Source organism: Sphingosinicella sp. LHD-64, assembly GCF_031157375.1.
GTDB lineage: Bacteria > Pseudomonadota > Alphaproteobacteria > Sphingomonadales > Sphingomonadaceae > Allosphingosinicella.
The window spans coordinates 1,108,676-1,124,331 of record NZ_JAVIFV010000001.1 but is presented as its reverse complement, the minus strand read 5'-3'; the positions used below and the strand labels follow the sequence as shown (position 1 = coordinate 1,124,331).

At 69.6% G+C, this 15,656-nt stretch carries 14 protein-coding genes; 13 read left to right on the top strand and 1 reads right to left on the bottom strand.

The features are described from left to right. Positions 1–4: 4 nt before the first annotated feature. From gspD to RCO27_RS05410, 8 genes are all read left to right on the top strand, one after another. Positions 5–2,173 (top strand): type II secretion system secretin GspD, encoded by a 2,169-nt coding sequence (gene gspD / locus RCO27_RS05445; RefSeq protein WP_309001619.1) that lies wholly within the window; start codon positions 5–7, stop codon positions 2,171–2,173. After that, positions 2,170–3,684, top strand: a complete 1,515-nt coding sequence (locus RCO27_RS05440; RefSeq protein WP_309001618.1) for an ATPase, T2SS/T4P/T4SS family — start codon at positions 2,170–2,172, stop codon at positions 3,682–3,684. The genes gspD and RCO27_RS05440 overlap by 4 nt, the downstream gene beginning before the upstream one ends. Beyond that, a complete protein-coding gene (gene gspF / locus RCO27_RS05435; RefSeq protein ID WP_309001617.1) occupies positions 3,677–4,900 on the top strand; it encodes a type II secretion system inner membrane protein GspF in 1,224 nt (407 codons plus the stop codon). Before RCO27_RS05440 ends, gspF begins: the two co-directional genes overlap by 8 nt. Next, positions 4,900–5,394, top strand: coding sequence for a type II secretion system major pseudopilin GspG (gspG, locus tag RCO27_RS05430; protein WP_309001616.1), 495 nt, complete (start codon positions 4,900–4,902; stop codon positions 5,392–5,394). The genes gspF and gspG overlap by 1 nt, the downstream gene beginning before the upstream one ends. Continuing rightward, positions 5,375–6,418, top strand: coding sequence for a type II secretion system protein GspL (gene gspL / locus RCO27_RS05425; protein ID WP_309001615.1), 1,044 nt, complete (start codon positions 5,375–5,377; stop codon positions 6,416–6,418). Before gspG ends, gspL begins: the two co-directional genes overlap by 20 nt. Next, the gene (gene gspM, locus RCO27_RS05420) at positions 6,415–6,894 is read left to right on the top strand and encodes a type II secretion system protein GspM (protein WP_309001614.1); all 480 of its coding nucleotides are present in this window, start codon (positions 6,415–6,417) and stop codon (positions 6,892–6,894) included. The genes gspL and gspM overlap by 4 nt, the downstream gene beginning before the upstream one ends. Next, the gene (gene gspN, locus RCO27_RS05415) at positions 6,891–7,607 is read left to right on the top strand and encodes a type II secretion system protein N (RefSeq protein WP_309001613.1); all 717 of its coding nucleotides are present in this window, start codon (positions 6,891–6,893) and stop codon (positions 7,605–7,607) included. The genes gspM and gspN overlap by 4 nt, the downstream gene beginning before the upstream one ends. Positions 7,608–7,742: 135 nt before the next feature. After that, entirely contained in the window at positions 7,743–8,612 is an 870-nt protein-coding gene (locus RCO27_RS05410; RefSeq protein WP_309001612.1) for a hypothetical protein, read from the top strand. 3 nt (positions 8,613–8,615) lie between these two features. On the opposite strand, the gene RCO27_RS05405 is transcribed toward RCO27_RS05410, so the two are convergent. Next, entirely contained in the window at positions 8,616–9,080 is a 465-nt protein-coding gene (locus RCO27_RS05405) for a hypothetical protein (RefSeq protein ID WP_309001611.1), read from the bottom strand. A gap of 94 nt (positions 9,081–9,174) precedes the next feature. On the opposite strand from RCO27_RS05405, the gene RCO27_RS05400 reads away from it, so the two are divergent. From RCO27_RS05400 to RCO27_RS05380, 5 genes are read left to right on the top strand one after another with little or no spacing between them, the layout of a single operon-like run. Next, a complete protein-coding gene (locus RCO27_RS05400; RefSeq protein ID WP_309001610.1) occupies positions 9,175–12,690 on the top strand; it encodes a hydantoinase B/oxoprolinase family protein in 3,516 nt (1,171 codons plus the stop codon). Beyond that, positions 12,687–13,382, top strand: a complete 696-nt coding sequence (locus RCO27_RS05395; protein WP_309001609.1) for a DUF969 domain-containing protein — start codon at positions 12,687–12,689, stop codon at positions 13,380–13,382. The genes RCO27_RS05400 and RCO27_RS05395 overlap by 4 nt, the downstream gene beginning before the upstream one ends. After that, complete coding sequence (locus tag RCO27_RS05390) at positions 13,379–14,332, top strand: DUF979 domain-containing protein (RefSeq protein ID WP_309001608.1); 954 nt, start codon at positions 13,379–13,381, stop codon at positions 14,330–14,332. The genes RCO27_RS05395 and RCO27_RS05390 overlap by 4 nt, the downstream gene beginning before the upstream one ends. Then, positions 14,329–15,336 carry a DUF2891 domain-containing protein gene (locus tag RCO27_RS05385; protein WP_309001607.1) on the top strand — a complete coding sequence of 336 codons (1,008 nt, stop codon included), beginning with the start codon at positions 14,329–14,331 and terminating at the stop codon, positions 15,334–15,336. The genes RCO27_RS05390 and RCO27_RS05385 overlap by 4 nt, the downstream gene beginning before the upstream one ends. After that, positions 15,333–15,629 carry a hypothetical protein gene (locus tag RCO27_RS05380; RefSeq protein WP_309001606.1) on the top strand — a complete coding sequence of 99 codons (297 nt, stop codon included), beginning with the start codon at positions 15,333–15,335 and terminating at the stop codon, positions 15,627–15,629. Before RCO27_RS05385 ends, RCO27_RS05380 begins: the two co-directional genes overlap by 4 nt. Positions 15,630–15,656: the final 27 nt, after the last annotated feature.

Below are 15,656 nucleotides of genomic sequence, written 5' to 3'. Positions count from 1 at the left end.
ACAGGTGAAGCGTTTCCTCATTGCCCTGGCGCTCTCCGCCGCTGCCGTCACACCCGTCGCCCCGGCCTCGGCGCAATATGTGCTGAACCTGCGCGAGGCGGACGTGCGCGCCTTCATCCAGGACGCCTCGCGCGTCACTGGCCGGACGATGATCATCGATCCGGCGGTGCAGGGCCGCGTCTCGGTGGTGACGGAACGGCCCTTGAGCCGCTCCGAATATTTCGAGCTGTTCCTCTCGACGCTGCGCGCCAGCGGCTATGTCGCGGTGCCGTCCGCGGGCGGCGCGCTGCGCATCCAGCCGGTCGCCGGCGCCTCGGCCTCGGCGCCGCTCGGCGGCTCGGGCCGGGCGAGCCCGTCGGGCTTCGTCACCGAAATCCTGCGCGTCCGGCGGATCGAGGCGGCGCAGGCGATCGAGGCGCTGCGGCCGCTGGTCAGCCGCGACGGATCGATCACCGCCAGCCGCAACTCCATCATCGTCTCCGACTTCGCCGACAACGTCCGCCGGGTGCGCCAGGCGCTGGCCCAGATCGACGTCGACAGCGGCGTCACCCGCGTCGTCGGTCTCGACAATGCCGGCGCGCGCGAGATCGCCGCGGCGCTCGCCGATCTGGCGCCGGAAGGCGTGTCGGTGGTGCCGATCGACAGCGCCAACTCGATCGCGCTGCGCGGCGATGCCGCTTCGGTGAGCCAGCTCGCCGGCATCGCCCAGGACCTCGATCGGCGTGCCGCCAGCGGCAGCGAGATCCGCGTCGTCTTCCTCGAACATGCCGATGCCGAGCAGCTGCTGCCGGTGCTGCAGACCCTGCTCGGCCAGACGCCGACCGAGCCGGCGCCGACACCGCAGCGGCGCGGCCGCTCGCCTTCGACCATGATCGGCGGGACCAACGGCACCGGCGGCGGCAACCGGACGATGACCGGCGACAGCTCGACCGCCACCCCCGCACCGGCCGCGAGCGGCGGCGCGCCGACCGGCCAGGCGCCGATCGTCGCACGCAACGCGGTTGTCACCCGCTTCGCCGGCGCCAATGCGATCGTGATCGCGGCGACGCCGGACGTGCAACGGACCCTGGGCGAGGTCGTCCGCCAGCTCGACGTGCGGCGCCAGCAGGTGCTGGTCGAGGCGGTGATCGCCGAGATTTCGGAAGGCGCCGCCCGCCAGCTCGGCGTCCAGCTCTTCCTTGCGGGCCTGCGCGGATCGAACATCCCGTTCGCGGTGACCAATTATTCGAACATTGCGCCGAACATGAACGCCGTCGCCGGCGCGATCGCGGCCAACGAGCTGATCCGTGACAACAACAATGACGACGATGACGATGACGATGACGACACGCCCGGTGGGCTGGAAGGCGTCGCCCAGTCGCTGACCGAGGCGGCGGTCAACTCGCTGGTCGGCGCGCGCGGCATCCTCGGCGGTGGCGCGATCCGCAGCGGCAATGCGATCTTCGGGGCGATCGTCAATGCGGTGCAGGCCGACAATCAGTCGAACCTGCTCTCGACCCCGTCGATCATGACGCTCGACAATGAGGAGGCCTATTTCCTGGTCGGCCAGGAAATCCCGATCACCACCGGTGAATCGCTCTCCCAGAATTTCGACAATGCGTTCCGCACGGTGCAACGGCAGAATGTCGGCATCACGCTCGAGGTGCGGCCGCAGATCAATGCCGGCGGCTCGATCAAGCTCGATCTCCGCCAGGAGGTGAGCTCGATCGCCGGCACCGTCTCCAGCGCCAATCCCGAGATCATCCTCAACAAGCGCGAGATCGAGACGACGATCACCGTCGACGACGGCGAGATCGTCGGCATCGGCGGCCTGCTGGACGAGAACGACCGGCGGACGCTGGAGCGGGTGCCCTTGCTCGGTGACATCCCGCTGATCGGCGAGCTGTTCCGCGCGCGTAGCCGCGACCGGAGCCGCACCAACCTGATGGTGTTCATCCGTCCGACCATCATCCGCACCGCGGCGGAAGCGCGGGCGATGAGCGCCCGGCGCTACGACTATATCCGCGGCCGGCAGATGCTCGCCCATCCCGACCGCGAGCCTTCGATCGACGAGCTGGTGCGCGACTATATGGGCGCGACGCCGCCAAGCGTGACGCCGCCCCAGCCGCAGGACCAGGTGGTGACGCCGACCGACGTGCCGCCGAGCGCGGCGGCGCCGACGGAGCCGCAATGAAGATCGCCCGCGGCGAAGACCCTGCCCCGGCCGAGGCGCTGGTCTCCGTACCTTATGCGTTCGCGCGGCGGCATGGCTTCGTCGCGACCGGCGAGACCGACGGCCGGCTCGACGTCGCGATGCGCGAAGGCGCCGATCCGAAGGCGTTGATCGAGCTGCGACGCTTCCTGGCGCGGCCGTTCGGAGTGACGAAGGTCGACGCACCAGCCTTCGACAGGCTGCTCTCCGATCATTATGGCGCCGGGGCGGGGACAGCGGCCCATGCGGCGGATTCGCTGGGCTTCGATGACGATCTCGGCCATCTGGCCGCGGCCGTGCAGGGCGCGGACGACCTGCTCGACACGTCGGACGATGCGCCGGCCATTCGCCTGATCAACGGCATCATCGCCGACGCCGCGCGTCAGGGCGTCTCGGACATCCATATCGAGCCCTACGAGACGGGGCTGGTCGTCCGGATGCGTATGGACGGCGTGCTGCGCGAGACGCTGCGGATGCCGCCCCACGTCGCGCCGGTGGTGGTTAGCCGGGTCAAGGTCATGGCGCGCCTCGACATCGCCGAGCGGCGGCTGCCGCAGGACGGGCGCATCGGCCTGACGCTGGGCGGCAAGCTGATCGACGTGCGCGTCTCGACCCTGCCGAGCCGGGCGGGCGAGCGGGTGGTGCTGCGCATCCTCGACAAGGAGAATGCCGGGATCGACCTCGACCAGCTCGGCATGGACGCGGCAGTGAAGCGGCTGTTCACCGACGCGCTCAGCGAACCGAACGGAATCGTGCTGGTCACCGGGCCGACCGGATCGGGCAAGACGACGACGCTTTACGCGGGCCTGAAGCTGCTCAACGACGGCAGCCGCAACATCCTGACCGTCGAAGACCCGGTCGAATATGCGGTCGACGGGGTTGGCCAGACCCAGATCAATCCGCAGGTCGGCCTCACCTTCGCCGCGGGGCTGCGCGCGATCCTGCGCCAGGATCCCGACACGGTGATGGTCGGCGAAATTCGCGACCGCGAGACGGCGGACATCGCCGTGCAATCGGCGCTGACCGGGCATCTCGTGCTCTCGACCGTCCACACCAACGATTCGATCGGCGCGATCACGCGCCTGCGCGACATGAAGGTCGAGCCGTTCCTGATTGCCTCGACGCTGCGCGCGGTGATGGCGCAGCGGCTGGTGCGGCGGCTGTGTCCGGAATGCCGGACACCGGTCGAGGCCGCGGGATCGCTCGCCGGGCTGCTCGGCATCAAGGCCGGGACGATCGTCTGGGAGCCGCGCGGCTGTGCGGCCTGCGGCAACAGCGGCTATAAGGGGCGGATCGGCCTGTTCGAGGCGGTGCGCGTGGACGAGACGATTCGGCAGCTGATCAACGCGGGCGGCGAGGAAGCCGCGATCGCTGCGCACGCCTTCCGCGCCTCCTCGACCCTGGCCGGATCGGCGCGGGCGCTGGTGCTGGAGGGCATGACCAGCCCGGAGGAGGCCGTGCGCGTGTCGCGGCACGAGGCCGTCGATGCCTGACTTCGCCTATGTCGGCATCGACAAGGCCGGCCGTGAGCGGCGCGGCTCGGTGCAGGCCAGCTCGGAAAGCGATGCGACCACCTTGTTGCTGGCGCGCGGAATTTACCCCGTCGGCATGGGTCCGGGCGCGGGCGCATCTTCCCCGTCTCTGCTGTCACGAGGGCTGCTCGCGCGCAGGAAGCTCGGGGCCAAGCAGCTCACCCTGTTCACGCGCCAGCTCGCGACCCTGGTGCAGGTGGCGCCGCTCGAGGAGGCGCTCCGGACGCTCTCGCGCCAGTCCGAGCGCGAAGAGGTGCAGCGCATCCTGACCAACGTCCATTCGGGCGTGGTCGAAGGACGGCGGCTCGCCGACGCGATGGGGCGCGAGCCGAAGAGCTTCCCGCCGCTCTACCGCGCGATGGTCGCAGCGGGCGAGGGCTCGGGGACGCTGCCGTCGATCCTGGAACGGCTCGCCAATCTGCTCGAGCGGCAGGCGCAGGTGCGCGGCAAGGTGCTTTCGACACTGGCTTACCCGATCATCCTGGCCTTCGTGGCGGCCTTCGTCGTGTTCGCGCTGATGATCTTCGTCGTGCCCAAGGTGGTCGAGCAGTTCCAGGACGTGGGGCAGCAATTGCCGCTGCTCACCCGGATCGTCATCGGGATTTCGAACTTCCTCTCCAACTGGTGGTGGGCGCTGCTGATCGCGCTCGCCGGCGCCGTCTTCCTCGGATCGCGCGCGCTCAAGGAGGAGGGGATCCGGATGAAGTTCGACGCCTTCCTGCTCAAGCTGCCGATCATCGGGCGGCTGATCCGCGACCTCCATGCGGCACGGCTGGCGCGCACGCTCTCGACGATGATCGCAAGCCGGCTGCCGCTGCTGGAAGGCCTGAAGCTGACCACGAGCACGGTGCACAACCGCGTGCTGCGCGCCGCCAGCGCCGATATTGCCGAGACGGTGCGCACCGGCGGCAGCCTGTCGGGCGCGCTCCGGAAGGCGGGCGTGTTTCCGCCCTTGCTCGTCTACCTTGCCGCCAGCGGCGAGGCCTCGGGACGGCTCGACATGATGCTGGAACGCGCCGCCGACTATCTGGAGCGCGAGTTCGACGCCTTTACCTCGACCGCCTTGGCGCTGCTCGAGCCCGCGATCATCATCGTGATGGGCGTGGTCGTCGCGGTCATCGTCCTGTCGATCCTGCTTCCCATCTTGCAACTCGATACGCTCGCCGGAGGAATGTGATGCTGTCCCGCCTAGACCCCTTCCGTCATCCCGGAGCAGGCCGGGATCTCAGACCGGAAAGGCGCCGAGCGAAGCCGCGCCGAGACCCCGGCCTTCGCCGGGGTGACGAGACGTGGCGCGAGCGGGAAGGCGGCTTCACCCTCGTCGAGATGATGGTCGTCATCGTCATCATCGGCCTGCTCGCGACCATCGTCATCATCAACGTGATGCCGGCCGCCGATCGGGCCGCAGTAACGAAAGCGCGGGCGGACATCGCGACGCTCGAGCAGGGCATCGACATGTACCGGCTCGACAATCTCAGGTTTCCGACGACCGACGAGGGACTGCAGGCCCTGATGGCGGGCAATTATCTGAGGCGCCTACCGAACGATCCGTGGAACCGGCCGTATCAATATGCGGCACCGGGACCTGACGGGAAGCCGTTCCTGATCTCCTCGCTCGGCGCCGATGGCCGCGCGGGCGGCGACGGCGAAAATGCCGACATCACCAACTGACGAGACAGCGACCGGCGAGCGGCTGCTCGTCTTCGCCGACGGCTGGTCGTGGCGCCGGATCGGCGCGACGGGTGTCGTCGCGCATGGCGAGGCGGATGCCCTGCCGGCCGGACCAGCGGCGCTGGCCGTGCCGGGGACGGCGGCGACAGTGCACTGGCTGGAGCTGCCGGACGGGCTTGCCCCTGCGCAGGCGGCCGCGGCGGCGCGGCTGATGCTGGCCGACGCCAGCGCAACCCCGCTCACCGACATGCATGTCGCTGTCGGCCGGCCGGAATCGAGACAGACGCCGGTGGCGCTGGTGCCGGCCGCGCGGATGGTCGAGTGGCTCGCGGAAGCGGAGGCGCGGGGTGTCGATCCCGTCACGATCGTGCCGGAGCCGCTGCTGATCGTCCCGCCCGAGACCGGCTATCTCAGGCGCGACCATGACGGGCTTGCCGATTTTCGCGCCCCGGCCGCCGCCTTCACGCTCGAGCCGGATCTGGCCGAGGCGGTGACCGGTGACATGCCGGTCGTGCCGCTGGATCCGCGTCGTTTTGCCGACGGATTGCCCGCGGTGCTTGCCGCGCCGCCCGTCGACCTGCGCCAGGGCGCGTTCGCACGACGCCGGCAGTGGAAGGTCGATACCGGGTGGAAGCGGCGCGTCGTCGCCCTTGCCGCGCTGCTCGTGATCCTGACCCTCGCGGTGCAGATCTTGGCGATCCTGCGCTATACCTTCGCCGCCAATCGATTGGAGACGGAGCTCGCCACGCTGGAGGCGCCGGGGCAGCGCCGGACCGCCAATCCCGGCTTCGGCCCCGTCGCGACGCGATTGTTCGAGGCGGTGCGCGCGACGCCGAACCTGGAGCTGGCGCGGATCGAGTACCGGTCCGACGGCAGCCTCAACGCCAGTGTGACGATGGACAATGCCGCGACCTTCGCAGCGTTCCGCACGCGCGCCGAGGCGAGCGGCCTGACGGTCGAGGGCGGCGAGCCGACCGCGGCGGGCGGGCGGCCGACCGCCGAGCTGACGGTGCGGCCGTCATGAGCGAGCGCTTCAAGCTCTGGTGGCGGGGACGCTCGACCCGCGAGCAGCGGATGCTGCTCGTCATGTTCGCGCTGATCGCGATCGTGCTGGTCTGGCTCGCGGTGCTGCGCCCGCTCTCCGATCTGCGCGCCGATGCGGAGCGGCGGCACGGCGAGGCGGTGGTGGCGCTCGCGGAGGCCAAGGCGCGCGCCGTGGCCGCCGGTCAGGTGGCGCGGCCGGGCGCGCCGTTGCCGTTGCCGATCGACAGCCTGCTGGCGCGCACCGCTGCCGATGCGGGCTTCCCCAATGCGCGCATCGTGACGCAGAGTCCGACGCAGGCGACGATCACGATCGAGGCGGGGCGGCCGCAGGCGGTGCTGGGCTGGGTGCGCGGGCTCGAGGCGCAAGGCGTGGCGGTCGGGAGCCTGCGCGCCCGCATCAACCAGGACCGGACGATCTTCGTCGAGGCCGGTTTCAATGCGGGGCCGCGGCCATGAGGATCCGCCTGCCGATGGGCCGGACGGCCTTCTTCCTCGGCGCCTTCGCCTTCGCCTTGCTCGCTTTGCTGCCGCTCCGGCTTGCCGCCGACTGGTTCGGCTTCGCGGCGCGCGGGCTGGTAGCGCGCGAGGCGACCGGGAGCATCTGGTTCGGCGGCCTCAGGGAGGCGCAGCTCGGTCCGGTGCCGGTCGGCGACGTCACCGCGCGCCTCAACAGCCTGCCACTTCTTCTCGGCCGGGCCCGGGTCTCGCTCCGCCGCGACGACGAGGCCAACCCGTTCCGCGGCGCCATCACCCTGTCGCGCCATGCCTTCGGCGTCGACGACGCGACCGGGCAGCTGCGCGTCGGCGCGCTGTTCGCGCCGCTGCCGGTCGCGATGATCGAGGCGGACGACGTGTCCGCCGGCTTCGCCAACGGCCAGTGCGCCCGCGCCGAGGGCAATGTGCGGGCAACCCTGGCAGGCGAAGTGGCGGGGATCGGCCTGCCCTCCGGCTTCGCCGGCACCGCCTCGTGCGCGGGTGATGCCGTGCTGCTGCCGCTCGCCAGCCAGACCGGCATGGAGCGGCTGGAGCTGAGGCTCTTCGCCGACGGCCGCTTTCGCGCCGACCTGTCGATCCGGCCGACCGACGAGGCGCTGCGCGGTCGCCTGGTGGCCGCGGGATTCCAGGAGGCGAACGGCCTCGCGCTGCGCCGAATCGACGGCCGCTTCTGACCGCCCGAGCGCGCGGAGGGAGAAAAACCGGCGTTCGGCCGTTCATCGCATACACTGCACTTCTCACCAGTGCGGGCGTGGGGGCTTTCGCCCGGTGGCCTTTGAGGGGCGCGCCGGAAAGGTATGGAGGCCAAAATGAACAGGTTGAAGATCGGGGCTGCGGCCCTGCTGCTCGGCTCGTCGGCGCTTGCGGGCGTCGCGCTCGCGCAGGATCCTTATGGCGCGGACGTGGATGCCGCAAAGCCATATGACGCGACCGTGAACGAAGGCTTCGGCCCGGTGCTCGCCAAGGATGCGGCACCCCTGTCCGAGGCAGACAGCTATACCGACTGGTACGGCGAAGACCCCGGCAAGATGGACGGCGCTGTCGGCGACAGCTATGCCTCTGCCGATCCGCAGGCGACTCCGCCGGCGGACCCGATGCCGCCGCAGCCGACGATCCCGGTCGACCAGACCGATCCGGTCGCGACGGACGATCCGGCAGGCACCGGCGCGCCGGTCGACACGATGGACACCACCACCACGGTGGGCGAGGCGACGACGACCGCTGCGCCGGTCCAGACGGCGGCGCTCGATCTGACGCCGCGTCCGGCGACGCAGAACTATCCGGCCTGCGATCCGGGACCGGGCGACGACAGCTGCATCCAGCTCTATGAGCGCGGCGTGCGTACCGCGCTGGCGAGCTGGAATCAGCCGACCGGCGGCCATGGCGACAGCGCGGTGCAGACCGCGATGGGCGGGCCCGAAGAGCCCGGCCTCGATGCGCACCAGCCGGACACGATGACGGCGGAGAGTGCGTCGCATGGGGCGCCCGCCCAGGCGCCGATCGAGACGGCAACGGCCGACGATCCGGACCCGGCGGTCCCGGCTGCGGGCAGCGCGCCGGCTTACACCGGCATGGGCGGCCCGGTCGCCGAGACCAACTATCCGCCCTGCCAGCCCGGGCCGGGCGACGACCGTTGCATCCAGCTCTACGAGCGCGGTGTCACCGGCGAAGGCAACTGACACTCAGGCATCCTTGTTCGCGGGAGGTGTGGCTTTGGCTGCGCCTCCCGCTTCTTTCCCGGCGAGCCAGGCATTGATCCTGGCGATGCTGCGCTCCAGCGCCCGTACGACGGCGCGGGCCAGCTCGGGGTCGTCGTCGATCGTCGCGATGTCCGATACCCAATAGGTGTCCGCCAGCCATTCGGCGCCGCTGTCGCGGTCGGCCACCGAAATGCCGAGGAACGCCTCCTCCGCATCGACCCACGCGTCGCCGTCTGCCTGCACCGTGTGGAAGCGGATGCTGGCGCTTTCGGCGAAGTCGGCGCGGCACATGTCGCGCGCCGTCTCGAGGAAGGGCCGGATCGCCTCCCACGGCATCTTCGCCTGGGCGAGCGTGTCGTGCACCGCGTTCAGGATCTGCTTCTGGGTGACGTTGTGGAAGTCGCTGCTGGTGAACGGCGCGTCGGGGGCGAACTTTTCGTCGGACATGGGACGGACTCCGGGTTTCGTGCCAGCGCTGGCCCGTGCCGGCCGCCGGGTCAAGCTGCTTCCCGACCCGGGAGCGGGGTGCTAGGCACCCGGCATGAGCGGCCCCGGCTGGACCTTCTCGATCGACCGCGGCGGCACCTTCACCGACATCGTCGCGCGCGCCCCGGACGGGCGGCAGGTGGTGCGGAAACTCCTCTCCGAAAATCCCGAGCGCTACGACGATGCGGCGGTGGCCGGTATCCGCCAGATCCTGGACGAGGCTGGCGGCGGTATGGTCGCAACCGTGAAGATGGGCACGACCGTAGCCACCAATGCGCTGCTCGAGCGCAAGGGCGAGGCGGTGGCGCTGGCGATCACCGCCGGGTTCGGGGATGCGCTGCGGATCGGCTATCAGGCGCGGCCCGACATCTTCGCGCTCGACATCCAGCTGCCCGAACCGCTCTACGGCCATGTCGTCGAGATCGACGAGCGGGTGATGGCCGACGGGACGGTGCTCAGGCCGCTCGACGCCGGGGCCGCGCGGCTCGGGCTGCAGGGGGCCTATGACGTGGGCTACCGGGCGCTGGCGATCGTGCTGGTCCATGGCTGGCGCTGGACGGCGCACGAGGCGGCGCTGGCGGCGATGGCACGGGAGATCGGCTTCACCCAGGTCTCGGCGAGCCACGAGGTCGAGCCGCTGATCAAGCTGATCGGGCGCGGCGACACCAGCGTCGTCGATGCTTATCTGTCGCCGGTCCTGCGCCGCTATGTCGATCGGGTGGTGGCGGGGCTCGGCGGCGACGCGCGGCTGTTCTTCATGCAGTCGAACGGCGGGTTGACCGATGCCGCGACGTTTCGGGGCAAGGACGCGATCCTGTCCGGCCCGGCGGGCGGGATCGTCGGCATGGCGAAGACCGCGGCACAGGCCGGGTTCGATCACATCATCGGCTTCGACATGGGCGGGACCTCGACCGACGTGTCGCATTATGCCGGCGTCTACGAGCGGACCAGTGAACGGGCGGTGGCGGGCGTCCGGGTGCGGGCGCCGATGCTGGAGATTCACACTGTGGCGGCCGGCGGCGGATCGGTCTGTTCCTATGACGGCAGCCGCTTCCGGGTCGGGCCGGACAGTGCCGGGGCAGTGCCCGGGCCGGCCTGCTACCGGCGTGGCGGTCCGCTGACGGTAACCGACTGTAATGTCGTGCTCGGCAAGATCCGGCCCGAGCATTTCCCGCATGTGTTCGGGCCGAATGGCGACCTGCCGATCGACGCCGGGGCTGCGCTGGCGCGCTGCGAGAAGATCGCCAGCCGGGTGGGCATGGACGCCCGAGCCGTAGCCGAGGGGTTCGTCCGCATCGCGGTCGACAACATGGCCAATGCGATCAAGCAGATCTCGATCGCGCGGGGCCATGACGTGACCCGCTACACGCTGCAATGCTTCGGCGGGGCGGGCGGGCAGCATGCCTGCCTTGTGGCGGACGCGCTGGGCATCGAGCGGGTGATGATCCATCCGCTGGCCGGGGTGCTCAGCGCCTATGGCATGGGGCTGGCCGACATGGTCGAGCTCAGGCAGCGGACACTGGCCGGGGCCGATCTGGAGGCGACGCTGGCCGAACTGGAAGGCGAGGCCGTGGCGGCGCTCCGTGCGCAGGGTGTCGAGGCGCCGGAGGTGCGGCGGCGGGCGGCGTTGCGCTACGAGGGGAGCGACACCGCGCTCGAGGTGGCGGTCGGCGACGCCATGACGGCGGATTTCGCGGCGGCGCACCGGACGCGGTTTGGGTTCGTGTCCGATGCTGCGGTGGTGGTCGAGACGGCGATCGTCGAGGCGGTAGGGAAGGGTGAAGGGCTGACTGCAGCGTTCGCGTTCGAAGCCGGCGAGGCGTTGATCGCGGACGCGCTGTACGATCGCCAGAAGCTCGGTGCCGGTGCGTCGATCGATGGTCCCGCGTTGATCATCGACCCGTCCGCCACCACTGTGGTCGAGCCGGGTTGGCGGGCCGAGGTGGATGTGCACGGCAACCTCCTTCTCACGCGCGCCGTGCCGCGGGCGGGGGCGCCGGCAATGGGGACGGACGTCGATCCTGTGATGCTCGAAGTGATGGGCAATCTCTTCATGGCGATCGCCGAGGAGATGGGCGTTGCGCTGCAGAACACCGCCTCGTCGGTCAACATCAAGGAACGGCTCGATTTCTCCTGCGCGGTGTTCGATCGGGAGGGGAGCCTGATCGCCAATGCGCCGCACATCCCGGTGCACCTCGGGTCGATGGGCGATTCGATCCGCACCGTGATCGAGGCAAGGGGCGACGGCCGCGACGGGCGCGGGATGAAACCTGGCGACGTCTATGTGCTGAACGCGCCCTATCGCGGCGGCACGCACCTGCCGGACATCACGGTCATCCTGCCTGTCTTCGTCGCCGAAAATGAGGGGGACGACGCGGCGCCGGCCTGGTTCGTCGCGGCGCGCGGACATCATTCGGACATCGGCGGGATCGCGCCGGGATCGATGCCGCCGGACAGCCGGACGGTTGACGAGGAAGGCGTGCTGATCGACAATGTCCTGCTCGTCGACGCCGGGCATTTCCGCGAGGCGGAGATGCGCGCGCTCCTCGCCGAAGGACGGTGGCCGGCGCGCAATCCGGACCGGAATATCGCGGACCTCAAGGCCCAGGTCGCCGCCTGCGCGCGGGGCGCGAGCGAGTTGAAGCGGATCGCCGGGAGCTACGGCCGCGACGTGATCGACGCCTATATGGCGCATGTCATGGACTATGCGGAAGAGGCGGTAAGGCGCTTGATCGGAAGACTTTCCGATGGATGTTTTAACTATGAAATGGATGGCGGGGCGACGGTTTCGGTCGCGGTGACGGTGGATCGCGCGGCGCGGACCGCAGTGATCGACTTTGCCGGCACCAGCAACCAGCTGACCAGCAACTTCAACGCCCCTTATTCGATCTGCCGGGCGGCGACGCTCTATGCGTTCCGCACGATGGTCGACGATCACATTCCCCTGAACGACGGCTGCCTGCGGCCGATCGAGCTGCGCGTGCCGGAAGGCTCGATGCTCAATCCCCGCTATCCGGCGGCGGTGGTGGCGGGGAATGTCGAGACCAGCCAGGTCGTGACCGATTGCCTGCTCGCCGCCTGCGGGGCGCTGGCGCCGAGCCAGGGGACGATGAACAACTTCACCTTCGGCAACGCGCGCCACCAATATTACGAGACGATCGCGGGTGGCGCCGGGGCGGGGCCGGACTTCGACGGGGCGAGCGCGGTGCAGACCCACATGACCAATTCGCGGCTCACCGATCCGGAAATCCTGGAAACGCGTTATCCGGTGGTGCTGGAACGCTTCGCGATCCGGCGCGGTTCGGGCGGCGTCGGTGCCCATCATGGCGGTGATGGGGTAGAACGGCGCGTGAAGTTCCTCGAGCCGATGCACGCCGCCATCCTCTCCAACCGCCGGCGGGTGGCGCCCAAAGGCGTGGCGGGCGGCGGGGATGCCGCGGCCGGGGTCAACAAGGTGGTGCGCGCCGACGGCCGCGAGGAGGTGCTGACCGCCACCGATGGCGCCGAGATGGCGGCGGGCGACGCGTTCGTGATTCTGACGCCGGGCGGCGGGGGCTTCGGCCGCGCATGAGCGCCCTCGGGCCCTATGCCGCCTATCTGCCGCTCGCCGGCATATTGATCGTCGTCGTCGGCTTCTGGTTGAAGCTCAATCCGATGCTGGTCGTCACTGTCGCGGCGCTGGCGACCGGACTGCTCGGCGGGATGGACATCGTCCCGGTCATCTCCGCCTTCGGCAAGGCGTTCAACGACAACCGGATCATCGCGGTCGTGTGGATCGTGCTTCCGATCGTCGGCCTGCTCGAACGCTATGGCCTGCAGGAACGGGCCTCGGCGGTGATCCGCAAGATCAAGGCGGCGACGGCCGGGCGGCTGCTGCTCATTTACCTCCTCTTCCGCCAGTGCACGGCGGCGCTCGGCCTGATTTCGATCGCGGGCCATGCCCAGACGGTGCGGCCGCTGGTCGCGCCGATGGCGCTCGCGGCGGGCGAGACCGACAAGGGTGGCGAGCTCGACGAGGACAGCGAGGAGCGGGTGAAGGCGATGTCGGCCGGCACCGACAATGTCGGTGTCTTCTTCGGCGAGGACATCTTCATCGCGATCGGCTCGATTGTGCTCATTCAGGCGACGCTGGCCGGTTACGGCTACGACCTGCGGCCGCTCGATCTCGCCATCTGGGCGATCCCGACCGCCATTGCCGCCTTCCTCATCCACGGCTTCCGGCTGCTGCGCTTCGACCGTAGCCTCAGGAGGCGGCGGAAATGATCACGCTGCAATGGGCCTACGCGCTCGTCGGCGCGATGTTCGCGGCCTTCGCGATCCTGAGCGCATTCGACCGGAGCAACGGCAAGCGTCTCGGCAACGCCGCCTTCTGGGGCCTGATGGCGACGAGCCTGATCTTCGGGAGCTGGCTGGGCGACTTCGTCAACGGCCTGCTGGTGCTGGCGCTGGCCGGACTGGCCGGGTTCGGCGCGCTCGGGCGCAGCAATCCGCCGACGACCACGATCGGCGAGCGGCAAACCTGGTCCTATCATCTCGGCAACAAATTGTTCCTTCCGGCGCTGATCATTCCGGCGACGGCGCTGCTTGGCACGCTCGCCTATATGTACACCCCGCTGGGGAGCCTCGGCTGGATCGAGGAACGGCGCGAGACCTACGTCTTCCTCTGCCTCGGCGCGCTGGTCGCGCTCGTCACGCTGTACGTCTGGCTGAAGCCACCCAGGCTGGCGCCGCTGCAGGAAGGGCGGCGGCTGATCGACGCGATCGGCTGGGCGGCGGTGCTGCCGCAGATGCTGGCGGCGCTCGGCGTCGTCTTCGCCGCGGCCGGCGTCGGCACGGTGATCGGCGATGCGACGCGGGCCGTGATTCCCGGCGGCAATGTGTTCCTGACCGTGCTCGTGTTCGGGATCGGCATGGCCTTGTTCACGATGATCATGGGCAACGCCTTCGCCGCCTTTCCGGTGATGGCGGCGGCGATCGGCGTGCCGCTCCTCATCCAGGGCTATGGCGGCGATCCGGCGATCATCGGCGCGATCGGCATGCTGGCCGGCTTCTGCGGGACGCTGATGACGCCGATGGCGGCCAACTTCAACATCGTGCCAGCGGCGCTGCTGGAACTGAAGGACCGCAACGGCGTCATCAAGATGCAGGTCGGCACCGCGCTCCCGCTGCTCGCTGTCAACATCCTCCTCATCTACTTCCTGGCTTTCCGATGAAACGTCACCTCACCGCCGAGACCGCCACCCGCTTCGCCGAAATCGCGCTCGGCCATGTGACCCGCGAATATCCCCACAAGCTCGACCATGTGATGGAGGGGCCGGAGGACGTGCTGGGGCCGCGCCAGCTCCATCCGATCTTCTTCGGCAGCTTCGACTGGCACAGCTGCGTGCACGGCTATTGGCTGCTGATGCGCACGCTCCGGCTCTATCCGGACATGCCGGTCGGCCCACGCGTCAGGACGCTGGTCGACGAGATGCTGACGGAGGAGCATGTCGCCGGCGAGCTCGCCTATCTCGACCGTGCCTATACGGGCGGGTTCGAGCGGCCCTATGGCTGGGCCTGGCTTCTCGCGCTCCATGCCGAGGCGCAGCGGCACGAGGGCGATTGGGCGGGCAATCTGGCGCCGCTCGCAAGGGCGTTCGCGGACCGTTTCCACGCCTTCCTGCCCAAGCTCACCTACCCGATCCGTGTCGGCGCGCATTACAACACCGCCTTCGCGCTCGCGCTGATCATCGAATGGGCGGCGCGCAATGATCGCGCGCTGCTGACGCTGATCCGGGAGCGCGCCCATTACTATTATTCCGGTGACCGCGACTGCCCGGGCTGGGAGCCGGGCGGCGACGAGTTCATCTCGCCGGCGCTGACCGAGGCGCTGCTGATGCGGCGTGTGCTGGACGCGGGAGCGTTTGCCGACTGGTTCGCCCTGTTCCTGCCGGACGTCGCGGCGGGCGCGCCGGCGGCCCTGTTCAAGCCGGCATTCGTCTCCGACCGGTCGGACGGCAAGATCGCCCATCTCGACGGGGTAAACCTCTCACGCGCCTGGTGCTGGCGCGGGATCGCGGATGCGCTGCCGCCGGAGCTGGCGGCGCTGGCGCGCGCGACGGCGGACGTGCATCTCGACGCCAGCCTGCCGCATGTCGCGGGCGACTATATGGGCGAGCACTGGCTGGCGACCTTCGCGTTGCTGGCGCTGGAAACGGATGGGAGCGAAGCGACGTGAACGACAAATATCTCCGGCTGGGCCGGGCGATCGCCGGACAATGTCCGGTCGGATTCGAGCAGGCGAAGCTCAGCGGACGGATCGAGGAGGGCAAGGCCGAGGTCAACATCGCCGCGGTGATGGCGGACGGGACCGAATTCGAGCCGGGCCTGGACGATGCGGCGCGCGCCGAGATCGAAGCCGCGCTCCACGACGTCCGCGATGCGCAGGCGGCGGAGGACGGCAAGACCTGGCGGACCTGCACCGTCACCCTGATCAAGGGTGGCGGCTTCACCATGGATGTCGGGGACTGACCGGCGCCGCGGGCACATGTGTCTGTC

What these genes read in the sequence shown, in the direction of transcription:
- RCO27_RS05440 (WP_309001618.1), top strand. Translation starts at nt 2,170, where the DNA reads ATGAAGATCGCCCGCGGCGAAGACCCTGCCCCGGCCGAGGCGCTGGTC.
- gspF (WP_309001617.1), top strand. Translation starts at nt 3,677, where the DNA reads ATGCCTGACTTCGCCTATGTCGGCATCGACAAGGCCGGCCGTGAGCGG.
- gspG (WP_309001616.1), top strand. Translation starts at nt 4,900, where the DNA reads ATGCTGTCCCGCCTAGACCCCTTCCGTCATCCCGGAGCAGGCCGGGAT.
- gspL (WP_309001615.1), top strand. Translation starts at nt 5,375, where the DNA reads ATGCCGACATCACCAACTGACGAGACAGCGACCGGCGAGCGGCTGCTC.
- gspM (WP_309001614.1), top strand. Translation starts at nt 6,415, where the DNA reads ATGAGCGAGCGCTTCAAGCTCTGGTGGCGGGGACGCTCGACCCGCGAG.
- gspN (WP_309001613.1), top strand. Translation starts at nt 6,891, where the DNA reads ATGAGGATCCGCCTGCCGATGGGCCGGACGGCCTTCTTCCTCGGCGCC.
- RCO27_RS05410 (WP_309001612.1), top strand. Translation starts at nt 7,743, where the DNA reads ATGAACAGGTTGAAGATCGGGGCTGCGGCCCTGCTGCTCGGCTCGTCG.
- RCO27_RS05405 (WP_309001611.1), bottom strand. Translation starts at nt 9,080, where the DNA reads ATGTCCGACGAAAAGTTCGCCCCCGACGCGCCGTTCACCAGCAGCGAC.
- RCO27_RS05400 (WP_309001610.1), top strand. Translation starts at nt 9,175, where the DNA reads ATGAGCGGCCCCGGCTGGACCTTCTCGATCGACCGCGGCGGCACCTTC.
- RCO27_RS05395 (WP_309001609.1), top strand. Translation starts at nt 12,687, where the DNA reads ATGAGCGCCCTCGGGCCCTATGCCGCCTATCTGCCGCTCGCCGGCATA.
- RCO27_RS05390 (WP_309001608.1), top strand. Translation starts at nt 13,379, where the DNA reads ATGATCACGCTGCAATGGGCCTACGCGCTCGTCGGCGCGATGTTCGCG.
- RCO27_RS05385 (WP_309001607.1), top strand. Translation starts at nt 14,329, where the DNA reads ATGAAACGTCACCTCACCGCCGAGACCGCCACCCGCTTCGCCGAAATC.